Here is a 14006-nt window from a genome sequence, read left to right as displayed (position 1 = left end):
AGAGCGCTGCCGGGAAGCGAAATTACGGCAGCGGCGTCGGCAGCGGCGTTTTTTCTAACGCGGCGGCGCACTCCGGCGTCGGACGAGCGACCCGTTGCAGCGTCATGCCATCATATTCCAGGGTATTCCCGTCGCGCTCAATCTCATAGAGCTCACGCTTAACCGTAACATTGGTTAAGTCATCGGAGAGCATGGTCAGCTTGCCCGGCAGAGCAATAACGCGCTGCCACTGGCGGCAGTCCAGCGTATCGCCTTCTTTAGTCACCACCAGGCTGGCGATAGCTTCAGGGCTCACCAGCTTACGTTGCGGGCCTTTTGACTGCCAGTACCCTTCCAGACCGGCCGGCGCGGGCGTTTTCACCACATCATTATAGTTTTCCACCTCGGCGCATCCGGCCAGAACCAGCAATGCGCCAACGATCGCTACTTTTTTCATCATTCATCCTGCATCAGAAGAAAGAAGAATTGTGGCATTAAAGCCCTGACGCCGCCAGCCTTTCCAGGCGCTGGCCGCAATTTGATCCAGTCGGTATTACCGCTTATTAGGTGTAGGCAAATTCTGTGATCGGTGTAGTATGCGCACTTCTTGTTTCACACCTTCTGAGTTCAGAGGCTAAACACATGTCATGGCAACACTTCAAGCAAACCTGGTTAATTAAATTCTGGGCGCCGGCCCCTGCGGTGATCGCAGCCGGTATTCTCTCTACCTACTATTTTGGCATCACCGGCACGTTCTGGGCCGTGACGGGCGAATTTACCCGCTGGGGCGGGCAAATTTTACAGCTTTTTGGCGTTCATGCCGAACAGTGGGGTTACTACAAGCTGATTCATCTGGAAGGTACGCCGCTGACGCGTATCGACGGCATGATGATCCTCGGCATGTTCGGCGGCTGTTTCGCCGCGGCGCTGTGGGCCAACAACGTAAAACTGCGTATGCCGCGCAGCCGAATCCGTATCGTACAGGCGGTGGTCGGAGGCATGATCGCTGGCTTCGGCGCGCGTCTGGCGATGGGGTGTAACCTGGCCGCCTTTTTTACCGGAATCCCGCAGTTCTCCCTACACGCGTGGTTCTTTGCGCTGGCGACCGCTATCGGTTCCTGGTTCGGCGCCCGCTTTACGTTGCTGCCGATATTTCGCATACCGGTGAAAATGCAAAAGGTCTCCGCGGCTTCGCCACTGACGCAGAAACCGGATCAGGCAAGACGGCGTTTCAGGCTCGGTATGCTGGTCTTTATCGGCATGATTGGCTGGGCGTTATTAACGGCAATGCATCAGCCGAAACTGGGGCTGGCGATGCTGTTCGGCGTCGGGTTTGGGCTGCTGATCGAGCGCGCGCAAATCTGCTTTACCTCGGCCTTTCGCGATCTGTGGATCTCCGGACGCGCCCATATGGCGAAAGCGATTATTTTTGGCATGGCGGTCAGCGCCATTGGTATTTTCAGCTACGTGCAGTTGGGCGTTGCACCTAAAATTATGTGGGCTGGCCCGAATGCGGTCATTGGCGGACTGCTGTTCGGTTTTGGCATCGTGCTGGCGGGCGGCTGCGAAACCGGCTGGATGTACCGCGCCGTAGAAGGCCAGGTGCATTACTGGTGGGTGGGCCTCGGCAATGTCATCGGTTCGACCATCCTGGCTTACTACTGGGATGATTTCGCGCCCGCGCTGGCGACCAGTTGGGATAAAGTTAACCTGCTGAATACCTTTGGTCCGCTGGGCGGTCTGCTGGTCACCTATCTGTTATTATTTGCCGCGCTGATGTTAATTATCGGCTGGGAAAAACGTTTTTTCCGCCGTGCGGGGCTGACGCCTGCTAAGGAATCTGTATGAAAAATATCGTCCCTGATTACCGTCTGGATATGGTTGGCGAACCTTGCCCGTACCCGGCGGTCGCCACTCTGGAAGCGATGCCGCAGCTAAAAAAAGGGGAGATCCTGGAAGTGGTGAGCGACTGTCCGCAGTCCATTAATAATATTCCACTGGATGCGCGCAATCACGGCTATACGGTACTGGATATCCAACAGGATGGCCCAACAATTCGTTATCTGATTCAAAAATAAGCGCATACTCCCGCTGTACGTTACGGCGGGAGACCTTTTTACGGCATAACCGGCAAAAATCTACAACGCATAAAAGAAATCAGACAAGGTCGTCTTGTACGCCGTGGCATAAATCTATTATATAACGTATACCGTTTTAATTTTGTCTGAGCCGATGAAAAACCCAGGGTTATTTTAAGCAAAACATAAAATAATTATTATTTTCCGTCTACGCCATAAAAGACTATCAGGTATTTATATTTTTACTCACTGACATCATCAGGTGATGATTTATTTATGCACAGCAGAAGCCAAAAAAATGATAAAAATTATTTTCATCTCCATTATTGGAGTCGTCTGTCTTGCCGCTGCCCGTTATTCACCCGTCACAGTGGTCAATGCACATCCGAGCGCCATTGCCCGCTGTCTCGCTGATAATCTGTCCCCGTATGGGTATATACTGGATCTCCATGAAACAGATATTCCAGGCATTAATAAAGAATTTACCGTGTATTATCGCAACGGCGCATATATTGCAGGAACATTCTGGATTGCAAACTCAATGACAATAGCGTCAGAACGAATAGTAGGAATGAATGGCGTCAGTAAACAGGCGTACCCTATTTTTAATAAGTCCCTGCAACAATGTGCAACCCGCTTATCAATAAAATGAGCGCGCCTCGCAAAAAACAAGCCCACATAATCATGCACTGGTTGCATGGGCGTCGCGGCCCCCCCGCCGCTGACTTAGGTAAGCGCCCGGGAGTTCGCTGCGGATGGGTTGTCAGCCCTGGCTTAAACCTGCATGGACATGACTTCCTGATACGCGGCAACCAGCTTGTTGCGCACCTGAATCCCCATTTGCATGGAGACGGACGCCTTTTGCATATCGGTCATCACGTCATTAAGCGCAATGCCCGGCTCACCCAGAGTGAATTTTTCCGCCTGAACGCGCGCCGCCGTCTGTCTGTCGCTAATACGATCCAGCGCAGCATGTAGCTGGCCGGCAAAACTCACCGTCGACTGCGAGTGCGTTTCTTGCCCGCGCGCGGCCATCGCCGTCGCCTGTAACTGGCTAATAACCCCTTCAATCCCCTGTATTGCTGCCATGCTATTCCCCTGGATGATTTTTTACGCAGCAGAGATTACCAGTTTGTCAATAAGATAAAGGCGTTAAATAACGATAAAAAACCTCGGTTTTTAGCGCATAGAAAAATTCGAAACCACAAATAATGAGACCGTCAATTTTTCGAGTTTGCTGACCCGGGAGTGAGTCTTGTTCCACTTTGCAAAAAACGCCGTCCACGATCAGTCACGAGGTGCGAGATGAGTGCGACTGCATCGACTGCAACCCAACCTAAACCTCTCGAGTGGCTTAATCGCCTACGCGCGAATCCCCGAATTCCGTTAATTGTGGCGGGTTCCGCCGCCGTGGCGATCGTCGTTGCGATGGTGCTGTGGGCCAAAACGCCCGATTACCGCACGCTATTTAGCAACCTTTCCGATCAGGACGGCGGCGCGATCGTCGCGCAGTTGACCCAGATGAATATCCCCTATCGCTTTGCCAATGGCAGCGGCGCGATTGAAGTGCCCGCCGACAAAGTGCATGAACTGCGTCTGCGTCTGGCGCAGCAGGGACTGCCTAAAGGCGGCGCGGTAGGCTTTGAACTACTTGATCAGGAAAAATTCGGTATCAGCCAGTTCAGCGAGCAGGTGAATTATCAGCGCGCGCTGGAAGGTGAACTGGCCCGGACGATCGAGACGCTGGGTCCGGTAAAAAGCGCCCGCGTTCACCTGGCGATGCCAAAGCCGTCGCTATTTGTGCGGGAACAAAAATCCCCTTCCGCCTCCGTCACCGTCACACTGGAACCGGGACGGGCGCTGGATGAAGGACAAATTAGCGCCGTGGTACATCTGGTTTCCAGCGCTGTCGCCGGTTTGCCGCCAGGAAACGTCACGCTGGTCGACCAATCCGGTCATCTGCTCACGCAATCCAATACCAGCGGTCGCGACCTTAATGACGCGCAATTAAAATTTGCTAATGATGTGGAAAGCCGCATCCAACGCCGTATCGAAGCCATTCTGTCGCCTATCGTCGGGAACGGTAATGTTCACGCTCAGGTAACCGCCCAGTTGGATTTTGCCAATAAAGAGCAGACGGAAGAGCACTACAGCCCGAACGGCGATGCGTCGAAGGCCACCCTGCGTTCACGTCAGTTGAATATTAGCGAACAGGTAGGCGCGGGCTATCCCGGCGGCGTGCCTGGCGCGCTGTCGAACCAACCAGCGCCGCCTAACGAGGCGCCGATCGCCACGCCGCCGACCAATCAACAAAACGCGCAGAATACGCCACAAACCAGCACCAGTACCAACAGTAACAGTGCTGGCCCGCGCAGTACACAGCGTAATGAAACCAGTAACTACGAAGTGGACCGCACCATTCGTCACACCAAAATGAATGTAGGCGATATTGAGCGTCTCTCCGTAGCTGTCGTGGTGAATTACAAAACGCTGGCAGATGGCAAACCGCTGCCATTGACCGCCGATCAGATGAAACAGATCGAGGATCTAACCCGTGAAGCGATGGGTTTTTCTGATAAACGCGGCGATACGCTAAACGTGGTGAATTCACCGTTTAGCGCAGTGGATGACACCGGCGGCGAACTGCCCTTCTGGCAACAGCAGTCCTTTATCGATCAGTTGCTCGCGGCAGGTCGCTGGTTACTGGTGCTGGTGGTGGCCTGGATTCTGTGGCGCAAAGCGGTACGTCCGCAGTTGACGCGCCGCGTTGAAGAAGCGAAAGCGGCGCAGGAACAGGCACAGGTTCGCCAGGAAACCGAAGAAGCCGTGGAAGTACGCCTTAGCAAAGACGAGCAGCTCCAGCAACGCCGGGCTAACCAGCGTCTGGGCGCCGAGGTGATGAGCCAGCGTATTCGCGAAATGTCAGACAACGATCCGCGCGTGGTGGCGCTGGTCATTCGCCAGTGGATGAGTAACGATCATGAGTAATCTTAGCGGTACCGATAAAAGCGTCATTTTGTTGATGACCATTGGCGAAGACCGGGCGGCAGAGGTGTTTAAACACCTCTCCACCCGCGAAGTGCAGGCGCTAAGTACGGCGATGGCTAACGTGCGTCAGATCTCCAACAAACAACTGACGGACGTACTATCAGAGTTTGAGCAAGAAGCGGAGCAGTTCGCCGCGCTGAATATTAACGCCAACGAATACCTGCGCTCCGTACTGGTTAAAGCGCTGGGCGAAGAACGCGCCTCCAGCCTGCTGGAAGATATTCTGGAAACGCGCGATACCACCAGCGGTATCGAAACGCTCAACTTTATGGAACCGCAGAGCGCCGCCGACCTGATTCGCGATGAACACCCGCAGATTATCGCCACCATTCTGGTCCACCTCAAACGCAGTCAGGCCGCCGATATTCTGGCGCTGTTTGACGAACGTCTGCGTCATGATGTGATGCTGCGTATCGCGACATTTGGCGGCGTACAGCCGGCGGCACTGGCGGAGTTGACCGAAGTGCTGAATGGCCTGCTCGACGGTCAGAACCTGAAACGCAGCAAAATGGGCGGCGTAAGAACCGCGGCGGAAATTATCAACCTGATGAAAACGCAGCAGGAAGAAGCGGTTATTACCGCTGTGCGCGAATTCGACGGCGAACTGGCGCAGAAAATCATCGACGAGATGTTCCTGTTCGAAAATCTGGTGGATGTGGACGATCGCAGTATCCAGCGTCTGTTGCAGGAAGTGGATTCCGAATCGCTGCTGATCGCTCTGAAAGGCGCCGAACCGCCATTACGCGAGAAGTTCCTGCGCAATATGTCCCAGCGCGCCGCCGATATCCTGCGCGACGACCTTGCCAACCGTGGCCCGGTTCGTCTGTCTCAGGTGGAAAACGAGCAGAAAGCGATTCTGCTTATTGTGCGTCGTCTGGCGGAAACCGGCGAAATGGTGATTGGCAGCGGCGAGGATACCTATGTCTAATGAATTGCCGTGGCAAGTCTGGACCCCCGACGATCTCGCCCCGCCGCCAGAAACGTTTGTGCCGGTTAAGGCTGATAACGTGACCTTGACAGAAGATACGCCGGAGCCCGAACTCACTGCCGAACAGCAGCTGGAGCAGGAGCTGGCGCAGCTAAAAATACAGGCCCATGAACAAGGTTATAACGCCGGGCTGGCGGAGGGACGGCAAAAAGGACACGCGCAGGGATACCAGGAAGGGTTAGCGCAGGGGCTGGAGCAAGGACAAGCCCAGGCGCAGACGCAGCAGGCGCCGATTCATGCCCGTATGCAGCAGTTAGTGAGCGAGTTTCAGAACACGCTTGACGCGCTCGATAGCGTTATCGCCTCACGGCTGATGCAAATGGCCCTGGAGGCCGCACGTCAGGTCATCGGCCAAACGCCGGCGGTGGACAACTCAGCGCTGATTAAACAGATCCAACAACTGTTGCAGCAAGAGCCGCTCTTTAGCGGCAAGCCGCAGTTGCGCGTGCATCCGGACGACTTACAGCGGGTGGAAGAGATGCTGGGCGCCACGCTCAGTCTTCACGGATGGCGGTTGCGCGGCGATCCAACGTTGCATCACGGCGGGTGTAAAGTCTCTGCTGATGAGGGCGATCTGGACGCCAGCGTCGCCACTCGCTGGCAAGAGTTGTGTCGCCTGGCGGCGCCGGGAGTGCTCTGATGACCACGCGCCTGACCCGCTGGCTTACCGCGCTCGACAACTTTGAAGCAAAAATGGCGTTATTGCCGGCGGTGCGCCGTTATGGACGTTTAACCCGCGCCACGGGCCTGGTACTGGAGGCCACCGGTCTCCAGCTTCCGCTGGGCGCCACCTGCATTATTGAGCGCCAGGACGGCCCTGAAACCAAAGAGGTGGAATCGGAAGTCGTCGGTTTTAATGGCCAGCGTCTGTTTTTAATGCCGCTGGAAGAGGTCGAAGGCATTCTGCCCGGTGCCCGCGTTTACGCCCGTAACGGGCATGGCGACGGTCTGCAAAGCGGCAAACAGTTACCGCTCGGCCCGGCCCTGCTTGGTCGGGTGCTGGATGGCGGCGGTAAACCGCTCGACGGACTGCCTGCGCCGGATACGCTGGAAACCGGCGCGTTAATCACGCCGCCGTTTAACCCGCTACAGCGAACGCCAATCGAACATGTGTTGGATACCGGCGTACGCGCTATCAACGCGTTGTTAACCGTAGGGCGCGGTCAGCGTATGGGACTCTTTGCCGGTTCCGGCGTCGGTAAGTCGGTTCTGCTTGGCATGATGGCGCGCTACACACGGGCGGACGTGATTGTCGTGGGACTTATCGGCGAACGTGGCCGCGAAGTTAAAGATTTTATCGAAAATATTCTCGGCCCCGACGGCCGCGCGCGTTCGGTGGTGATCGCCGCCCCGGCGGATGTTTCGCCACTGCTGCGAATGCAGGGCGCCGCCTATGCCACCCGCATCGCCGAAGACTTTCGCGATCGCGGACAGCATGTGTTGCTGATTATGGATTCGCTGACGCGCTATGCGATGGCGCAGCGTGAAATTGCGCTGGCAATCGGCGAACCGCCAGCCACCAAAGGTTATCCGCCCTCGGTGTTCGCAAAGCTGCCGGCGCTGGTCGAACGTGCCGGTAATGGCATCCACGGCGGCGGCTCTATCACCGCGTTTTATACCGTGTTGACCGAGGGGGACGACCAACAAGATCCCATTGCCGACTCGGCACGCGCAATCCTCGACGGGCACATTGTCTTGTCCCGCCGCCTGGCGGAGGCCGGGCACTATCCGGCCATTGATATCGAGGCGTCAATCAGCCGGGCGATGACCGCGCTCATTACCGAGCAGCACTATGCGCGGGTACGGCTATTTAAACAGTTGCTTTCCAGTTTCCAGCGTAACCGCGATCTGGTCAGCGTCGGCGCCTATGCCAAAGGTAGCGATCCGATGCTCGATAAAGCCATTACCTTATGGCCGCAACTGGAAGCGTTTTTACAGCAAGGCATTTTTGAACGGGCCGACTGGGAGGACTCTCTGCAGGCGCTCGATTTAATTTTCCCGACGGTGTGATAAAGCAGGAGGGCGACGATCATGGCACAACATGGCGCTCTGGAAACACTCAAAGATCTGGCCGAAAAAGAGGTAGATGACGCGGCGCGTTTACTGGGCGAAATGCGTCGCGGCTGCCAACAGGCGGAAGAACAGCTCAAAATGCTGATCGATTATCAGAATGAGTATCGCAGTAATTTGAACACCGATATGGGCAACGGCATCGCCAGTAATCGCTGGATCAACTATCAGCAGTTTATTCAGACACTGGAAAAGGCGATAGAGCAGCATCGCCTCCAGCTTACGCAGTGGACGCAAAAAGTCGACCTGGCGCTGAAGAGCTGGCGTGAGAAAAAGCAGCGACTTCAGGCCTGGCAAACCTTACAGGACCGACAAACCGCGGCAGCGCTGTTAGCTGAAAACCGCATGGATCAGAAAAAGATGGATGAATTTGCTCAGCGTGCAGCAATGAGGAAACCCGAATGATCACCCTGCCCCAACTGATCACCACCGATACCGACATGACCGCGGGTCTGACGTCAGGAAAAACCACCGGTTCAGCCGAGGACTTTCTGGCGCTCCTGGCGGGCGCGTTAGGCGCAGACGGCGCACAGGGCAAAGACGCCCGCATCACGCTGGCCGATTTACAGGCGGCAGGCGGCAAATTATCGAAAGGGTTACTGACCCAACATGGCGAGCCGGGCCAGGCGGTGAAGCTTGCCGACCTGCTGGCGCAAAAAGCGAATGCGACGGATGAAACGCTTACCGATCTGACACAAGCGCAGCATCTACTGTCTACGCTAACGCCATCGTTGAAAACCAGCGCTCTGGCCGCATTGAGTAAAACGGCGCAGCATGATGAGAAAACACCCGCGCTGAGCGATGAGGATCTTGCCAGTCTGAGCGCCTTATTCGCCATGCTGCCCGGACAACCTGTCGCGACGCCTGTCGCCGGAGAGACGCCGGCTGAAAATCACATCGCCTTGCCGTCACTGTTGCGCAGCGACATGCCATCGGCGCCGCAGGAAGAGACACATACGCTCTCTTTTAGCGAGCATGAAAAAGGGAAAACCGAGGCGTCGCTTGCGCGCGCCAGCGACGATCGCGCCACGGGTCCAGCACTGACGCCGCTGGTGGTTGCCGCCGCCGCGACCAGCGCGAAAGTGGAGGTGGATAGCCCACCCGCGCCAGTAACGCATGGCGCGGCAATGCCGACGCTCAGCAGCGCCACGGCGCAACCGCAACCGCTACCTGTCGCCTCAGCCCCGGTACTCAGCGCGCCGTTAGGCAGCCATGAATGGCAGCAAACGTTCAGTCAGCAGGTCATGTTATTTACGCGTCAGGGACAGCAAAGCGCGCAGTTTCGATTGCATCCGGAAGAGTTAGGTCAGGTGCATATTTCGCTCAAGCTGGATGACAATCAGGCGCAGCTCCAGATGGTATCGCCGCACAGCCATGTCCGCGCCGCGCTGGAAGCCGCCCTGCCCATGTTACGCACCCAGTTGGCGGAAAGCGGCATTCAGTTGGGACAAAGTAGTATCAGTAGCGAAAGCTTTGCCGGACAGCAGCAGTCTTCATCGCAACAACAGTCTGCCCGCGCCCAACACACAGACGCGTTTGGCGCTGAAGATGATATAGCGTTAGCGGCGCCGGCCTCGCTTCAGGCCGCCGCGCGCGGCAATGGCGCAGTGGATATCTTCGCCTAACGCCAGAGGTAGCATGATTATCCGCGTCTTTTCCACGCTTTGTCGTGGACAGGACACGGGATAATCAGCCAATAAGCAGTACCGAAACAGGAAGCCCGTATCAGATGACTGACTCCGCGATTAACAAAAAGAGCAAACGCTCGATTTGGATACCTTTGCTGGTGTTGATTACCCTCGCCGCCTGCGCGACCGCCGGTTATAGCTACTGGCGTATGCAGCAGCAACCGACCACGAACGCTAAAGCGGAACCGGCTCCGCCGCCCGCGCCGGTATTTTTTGCGCTGGATACGTTTACCGTCAATCTGGGCGATGCGGATCGCGTGTTGTATATCGGCGTGACCCTGCGTCTGAAAGACGAAGCGACGCGCGCGCGATTAAATGAATATCTGCCGGAAGTGCGCAGCCGTCTGCTGTTGTTGTTTTCCCGTCAGAATGCCGCCGAGCTCTCAACAGAAGCTGGCAAACAAAAACTGATTGCCGCCATTAAAGAGACGCTGGCCGCGCCACTCGTTGCCGGACAACCAAAACAGGTCGTCACTGACGTGCTTTATACAGCTTTTATTCTGCGGTAACGATATGGGCGATAGTATTCTTTCTCAGGCTGAAATCGACGCGCTGTTGAACGGCGACAGCGACACCAAAGACGAACCCACTCCCGGTATCGCAAGCGATAGCGATATTCGCCCTTACGATCCCAATACCCAGCGTCGCGTCGTGCGTGAACGCTTGCAGGCGCTGGAGATTATTAACGAGCGTTTCGCACGCCAGTTCCGGATGGGATTATTTAACCTGCTGCGCCGCAGCCCGGATATTACCGTGGGTGCCATACGTATTCAGCCGTATCACGAATTTGCGCGTAACCTGCCGGTACCGACCAACCTGAACCTGATCCACCTGAAGCCGCTACGCGGCACCGGGCTGGTGGTGTTCTCGCCGAGTCTGGTGTTTATTGCCGTCGATAACCTGTTCGGCGGCGACGGCCGTTTTCCGACCAAAGTCGAGGGCCGCGAGTTTACCCATACGGAACAGCGTGTCATCAACCGTATGCTGAAACTGGCGCTGGAAGGCTATAGCGACGCATGGAAAGCCATTAATCCGCTGGAAGTGGAGTATGTGCGTTCCGAAATGCAGGTGAAATTTACCAATATCACCACCTCGCCGAACGATATCGTCGTCAATACGCCGTTTCATGTGGAGATCGGCAATCTGACCGGTGAATTTAACATCTGTCTGCCATTTAGCATGATCGAGCCGCTGCGTGAGCTGCTGGTGAATCCGCCGCTGGAAAACTCGCGCCATGAAGATCAGAACTGGCGTGATAACCTGGTACGCCAGGTTCAGCACTCTGAACTGGAGCTGGTGGCCAATTTTGCCGATATTCCGTTACGTCTTTCCCAGATTTTGAAGCTGAAACCCGGCGATGTACTGCCGATTGAAAAACCCGACCGCATTATTGCTCATGTGGACGGCGTTCCGGTACTCACCAGCCAATATGGCACCGTAAACGGACAGTATGCGCTACGCGTAGAACATTTGATCAACCCAATTTTGAATTCGCTGAATGAGGAACAGCCCAAATGAGTGACATGAATAATCCGTCCGATGAGAATACTGGCGCATTGGATGATCTGTGGGCTGACGCGTTAAACGAGCAAAAAGCGACCACCAATAAAAGCGCCGCCGACGCGGTTTTCCAACAGCTTGGCGGCGGCGATGTCAGCGGTGCTATGCAGGATATCGATCTGATTATGGATATCCCGGTCAAACTGACCGTAGAGCTGGGCCGCACGCGAATGACCATTAAAGAACTGCTGCGTCTGACGCAGGGGTCGGTCGTCGCGCTGGACGGGCTGGCGGGCGAGCCGCTGGATATCCTGATTAATGGCTACCTGATTGCCCAGGGTGAAGTGGTCGTCGTGGCGGATAAATACGGCGTACGTATCACCGATATTATTACGCCATCCGAGCGTATGCGTCGTTTGAGTCGTTAATGATGAAGACAGAGGCCACGGTTTCTCAGCCCACCGCGCCAGCCGGATCGCCGCTCATGCAGGTGAGCGGCGCATTAATTGGCATTATTGCGCTCATTCTGGCGGCGGCCTGGGTGATTAAGCGTATGGGATTCGCGCCAAAAGGAAATAGCGTCCGGGGGCTCAAGGTGTCAGCCAGCGCCTCGCTTGGCCCGCGCGAACGCGTGGTGATTGTCGAGGTCGAAAATGCGCGTCTGGTACTGGGCGTGACCGCCTCGCAGATCAACCTGCTGCACACCCTCCCGCCCGCGGAGAATGACACGGAAGCACCCGTTGCCCCACCGGCGGATTTCCAGAACATGATGAAGAGCTTACTCAAGCGTTCCGGGAGATCCTGATGCGCCGTTTGTTATTCCTTTCTCTGGCTGGTCTGTGGCTTTTTAGTCCCGCCGCCGCTGCGCAACTGCCGGGGCTTATCAGCCAACCATTAGCGGGCGGAGGCCAAAGCTGGTCATTATCCGTCCAGACGCTGGTTTTCATCACCTCGCTGACGTTTCTGCCGGCGATTTTACTGATGATGACGAGCTTCACGCGTATCATCATTGTTTTTGGCCTGTTGCGTAACGCGCTGGGCACGCCCTCGGCACCGCCAAATCAGGTGTTACTCGGGCTGGCGTTGTTTTTGACCTTTTTTATTATGTCGCCCGTCATTGACAAGATTTACGTGGATGCTTACCAGCCGTTTAGCGAGCAGAAAATTTCTATGCAGGAAGCGCTGGATAAAGGCGCGCAACCGTTACGCGCGTTCATGCTGCGCCAAACCCGCGAAGCCGATCTGGCGCTGTTTGCCCGTCTGGCCAATAGCGGTCCGTTACAGGGACCGGAAGCAGTACCGATGCGTATCCTCCTGCCCGCTTATGTCACCAGCGAATTAAAGACGGCGTTTCAGATCGGTTTTACGATTTTCATCCCTTTTTTGATTATCGACCTGGTGATCGCCAGCGTACTGATGGCGTTAGGGATGATGATGGTGCCGCCAGCGACAATCGCCCTGCCGTTTAAGCTGATGCTGTTTGTGCTGGTCGATGGTTGGCAATTGCTTGTGGGGTCGCTGGCCCAAAGCTTTTACAGTTAGAGGCGCAAAATGACTCCTGAATCCGTCATGATGATGGGGACCGAGGCGATGAAAGTCGCTCTCGCCCTGGCTGCGCCGCTGTTACTCGTCGCGCTGATTACCGGCCTCATTATCAGCATCTTGCAGGCCGCGACTCAGATTAATGAAATGACGCTGTCGTTTATCCCTAAAATCGTCGCGGTATTCATCGCAATTATCGTTGCCGGCCCGTGGATGCTCAACCTGCTGCTGGACTACGTACGCACTCTGTTCAGCAATTTACCTTATATCATCGGATAAACAGAACGATGATACAGGTTACAAGCGAGCAATGGCTATACTGGCTGCATCTCTATTTCTGGCCTTTGCTGCGCGTACTGGCGCTGATTTCAACGGCGCCCATTCTCAGCGAGCGCGCTATTCCCAAGCGGGTAAAACTGGGGTTGGGAATAATGATTACCCTTGTTATCGCGCCGTCGCTACCGGCAAACGATACGCCGCTTTTTTCTATTGCCGCCTTATGGCTGGCGATGCAACAAATTCTGATCGGTATTGCGCTGGGATTTACCATGCAATTCGCCTTTGCGGCGGTGCGTACCGCAGGTGAGTTTATCGGTCTGCAAATGGGGCTTTCCTTTGCCACCTTCGTCGACCCGGGCAGCCACCTGAATATGCCGGTTCTGGCGCGTATTATGGATATGCTCGCCATGCTACTGTTTCTCACCTTTAATGGCCATTTGTGGCTTATTTCTCTGCTGGTCGATACCTTCCATACTCTGCCCATCGGTAGTAACCCGGTGAACAGTAATGCATTTATGGCGCTCGCCAGGGCCGGTGGGCTCATTTTCTTAAACGGACTGATGCTGGCATTGCCGGTCATTACCCTCCTGCTTACGCTCAACCTGGCGCTGGGGCTATTAAACCGCATGGCGCCGCAGCTCTCGATATTTGTTATCGGTTTCCCGCTTACCCTCACCGTCGGCATTATGCTGATGGCCGCGCTAATGCCATTAATTGCGCCGTTTTGCGAACATTTATTCAGCGAAATTTTCAATTTGCTTGCTGATATTGTTAGCGAGATGCCGATAAATAATAACCCATAATTTTTATCCTGTTTTACTAAGGTTTATCCGA

General features: G+C 55.5%; 18 protein-coding genes. 16 read left to right on the top strand and 2 right to left on the bottom strand.

Features of this window, described 5'->3' with window-relative positions; translation table 11 throughout:
* Positions 1-22 precede the first annotated feature (22 nt).
* Positions 23-436 carry a lipoprotein YedD gene (gene yedD, locus HU143_RS09540; protein WP_000754694.1) on the bottom strand — a complete coding sequence of 138 codons (414 nt, stop codon included), beginning with the start codon at positions 434-436 and terminating at the stop codon, positions 23-25.
* A 185-nt stretch (positions 437-621) separates the two neighbouring features.
* On the opposite strand from yedD, the gene yedE reads away from it, so the two are divergent.
* The 3 genes from yedE to HU143_RS09525 all read left to right on the top strand — a co-directional run bounded on the left by yedE (position 622) and on the right by HU143_RS09525 (position 2709).
* The gene (yedE, locus tag HU143_RS09535) at positions 622-1827 is read left to right on the top strand and encodes a selenium metabolism membrane protein YedE/FdhT (protein ID WP_001531105.1); all 1206 of its coding nucleotides are present in this window, start codon (positions 622-624) and stop codon (positions 1825-1827) included.
* Positions 1824-2057: a sulfurtransferase-like selenium metabolism protein YedF gene (gene yedF / locus HU143_RS09530; protein ID WP_000790504.1), complete on the top strand. Its 234-nt coding sequence runs from the start codon at positions 1824-1826 to the stop codon at positions 2055-2057. Before yedE ends, yedF begins: the two co-directional genes overlap by 4 nt.
* Before the next feature lie 265 nt (positions 2058-2322).
* Positions 2323-2709 (top strand): hypothetical protein, encoded by a 387-nt coding sequence (locus HU143_RS09525; RefSeq protein ID WP_000639596.1) that lies wholly within the window; start codon positions 2323-2325, stop codon positions 2707-2709.
* 122 nt (positions 2710-2831) lie between these two features.
* Here the strand turns inward: HU143_RS09525 and fliE are convergent, their stop codons facing one another.
* Positions 2832-3146, bottom strand: coding sequence for a flagellar hook-basal body complex protein FliE (gene fliE, locus HU143_RS09520; RefSeq protein ID WP_023227465.1), 315 nt, complete (start codon positions 3144-3146; stop codon positions 2832-2834).
* A gap of 216 nt (positions 3147-3362) precedes the next feature.
* Here fliE and fliF point away from each other — a divergent pair, with 216 nt between their 5' ends.
* From fliF to fliR, 13 genes are all read left to right on the top strand, one after another.
* The gene (fliF, locus tag HU143_RS09515) at positions 3363-5045 is read left to right on the top strand and encodes a flagellar basal-body MS-ring/collar protein FliF (RefSeq protein ID WP_001276833.1); all 1683 of its coding nucleotides are present in this window, start codon (positions 3363-3365) and stop codon (positions 5043-5045) included.
* A complete protein-coding gene (fliG, locus tag HU143_RS09510) occupies positions 5038-6033 on the top strand; it encodes a flagellar motor switch protein FliG (RefSeq protein ID WP_000067735.1) in 996 nt (331 codons plus the stop codon). Before fliF ends, fliG begins: the two co-directional genes overlap by 8 nt.
* The gene (fliH, locus tag HU143_RS09505; protein WP_023227464.1) at positions 6026-6733 is read left to right on the top strand and encodes a flagellar assembly protein FliH; all 708 of its coding nucleotides are present in this window, start codon (positions 6026-6028) and stop codon (positions 6731-6733) included. The genes fliG and fliH overlap by 8 nt, the downstream gene beginning before the upstream one ends.
* Complete coding sequence (fliI, locus tag HU143_RS09500; protein ID WP_000213257.1) at positions 6733-8103, top strand: flagellar protein export ATPase FliI; 1371 nt, start codon at positions 6733-6735, stop codon at positions 8101-8103. The genes fliH and fliI overlap by 1 nt, the downstream gene beginning before the upstream one ends.
* A 21-nt stretch (positions 8104-8124) precedes the next feature.
* Positions 8125-8568: a flagellar export protein FliJ gene (gene fliJ / locus HU143_RS09495; protein WP_000046981.1), complete on the top strand. Its 444-nt coding sequence runs from the start codon at positions 8125-8127 to the stop codon at positions 8566-8568.
* Positions 8565-9788: a flagellar hook length control protein FliK gene (fliK, locus tag HU143_RS09490; protein WP_064441677.1), complete on the top strand. Its 1224-nt coding sequence runs from the start codon at positions 8565-8567 to the stop codon at positions 9786-9788. Before fliJ ends, fliK begins: the two co-directional genes overlap by 4 nt.
* A gap of 104 nt (positions 9789-9892) precedes the next feature.
* A complete protein-coding gene (gene fliL / locus HU143_RS09485) occupies positions 9893-10360 on the top strand; it encodes a flagellar basal body-associated protein FliL (protein WP_000132169.1) in 468 nt (155 codons plus the stop codon).
* 4 nt (positions 10361-10364) lie between these two features.
* Positions 10365-11369 carry a flagellar motor switch protein FliM gene (gene fliM, locus HU143_RS09480; RefSeq protein ID WP_000502811.1) on the top strand — a complete coding sequence of 335 codons (1005 nt, stop codon included), beginning with the start codon at positions 10365-10367 and terminating at the stop codon, positions 11367-11369.
* Positions 11366-11779, top strand: coding sequence for a flagellar motor switch protein FliN (gene fliN / locus HU143_RS09475; protein WP_001282111.1), 414 nt, complete (start codon positions 11366-11368; stop codon positions 11777-11779). Before fliM ends, fliN begins: the two co-directional genes overlap by 4 nt.
* On the top strand, positions 11779-12156 hold the full coding sequence (fliO, locus tag HU143_RS09470) for a flagellar biosynthetic protein FliO (protein ID WP_000978276.1): 378 nt from the start codon (positions 11779-11781) through the stop codon (positions 12154-12156). Before fliN ends, fliO begins: the two co-directional genes overlap by 1 nt.
* Positions 12156-12893: a flagellar type III secretion system pore protein FliP gene (fliP, locus tag HU143_RS09465; RefSeq protein WP_001253411.1), complete on the top strand. Its 738-nt coding sequence runs from the start codon at positions 12156-12158 to the stop codon at positions 12891-12893. The genes fliO and fliP overlap by 1 nt, the downstream gene beginning before the upstream one ends.
* Before the next feature lie 9 nt (positions 12894-12902).
* Entirely contained in the window at positions 12903-13172 is a 270-nt protein-coding gene (fliQ, locus tag HU143_RS09460; RefSeq protein ID WP_000187355.1) for a flagellar biosynthesis protein FliQ, read from the top strand.
* Between the two features lie 8 nt (positions 13173-13180).
* Complete coding sequence (fliR, locus tag HU143_RS09455; RefSeq protein WP_000616953.1) at positions 13181-13975, top strand: flagellar biosynthetic protein FliR; 795 nt, start codon at positions 13181-13183, stop codon at positions 13973-13975.
* The last annotated feature ends 31 nt before the right edge of the window (positions 13976-14006 follow it).

Origin of the sequence: Salmonella sp. SJTUF14076 (assembly GCF_015534835.1) — a bacterium.
Lineage (GTDB): Bacteria > Pseudomonadota > Gammaproteobacteria > Enterobacterales > Enterobacteriaceae > Salmonella > Salmonella enterica.
Note: the sequence above shows the minus strand (reverse complement) of the source record. Positions and strands in the feature narration are given on the sequence as shown.

Coding starts and splice junctions, on each gene's coding strand:
- yedD (WP_000754694.1), bottom strand. CDS start 436: ATGAAAAAAGTAGCGATCGTTGGCGCATTGCTGGTTCTGGCCGGATGC.
- yedE (WP_001531105.1), top strand. CDS start 622: ATGTCATGGCAACACTTCAAGCAAACCTGGTTAATTAAATTCTGGGCG.
- yedF (WP_000790504.1), top strand. CDS start 1,824: ATGAAAAATATCGTCCCTGATTACCGTCTGGATATGGTTGGCGAACCT.
- HU143_RS09525 (WP_000639596.1), top strand. CDS start 2,323: ATGATTTATTTATGCACAGCAGAAGCCAAAAAAATGATAAAAATTATT.
- fliE (WP_023227465.1), bottom strand. CDS start 3,146: ATGGCAGCAATACAGGGGATTGAAGGGGTTATTAGCCAGTTACAGGCG.
- fliF (WP_001276833.1), top strand. CDS start 3,363: ATGAGTGCGACTGCATCGACTGCAACCCAACCTAAACCTCTCGAGTGG.
- fliG (WP_000067735.1), top strand. CDS start 5,038: ATGAGTAATCTTAGCGGTACCGATAAAAGCGTCATTTTGTTGATGACC.
- fliH (WP_023227464.1), top strand. CDS start 6,026: ATGTCTAATGAATTGCCGTGGCAAGTCTGGACCCCCGACGATCTCGCC.
- fliI (WP_000213257.1), top strand. CDS start 6,733: ATGACCACGCGCCTGACCCGCTGGCTTACCGCGCTCGACAACTTTGAA.
- fliJ (WP_000046981.1), top strand. CDS start 8,125: ATGGCACAACATGGCGCTCTGGAAACACTCAAAGATCTGGCCGAAAAA.
- fliK (WP_064441677.1), top strand. CDS start 8,565: ATGATCACCCTGCCCCAACTGATCACCACCGATACCGACATGACCGCG.
- fliL (WP_000132169.1), top strand. CDS start 9,893: ATGACTGACTCCGCGATTAACAAAAAGAGCAAACGCTCGATTTGGATA.
- fliM (WP_000502811.1), top strand. CDS start 10,365: ATGGGCGATAGTATTCTTTCTCAGGCTGAAATCGACGCGCTGTTGAAC.
- fliN (WP_001282111.1), top strand. CDS start 11,366: ATGAGTGACATGAATAATCCGTCCGATGAGAATACTGGCGCATTGGAT.
- fliO (WP_000978276.1), top strand. CDS start 11,779: ATGATGAAGACAGAGGCCACGGTTTCTCAGCCCACCGCGCCAGCCGGA.
- fliP (WP_001253411.1), top strand. CDS start 12,156: ATGCGCCGTTTGTTATTCCTTTCTCTGGCTGGTCTGTGGCTTTTTAGT.
- fliQ (WP_000187355.1), top strand. CDS start 12,903: ATGACTCCTGAATCCGTCATGATGATGGGGACCGAGGCGATGAAAGTC.
- fliR (WP_000616953.1), top strand. CDS start 13,181: ATGATACAGGTTACAAGCGAGCAATGGCTATACTGGCTGCATCTCTAT.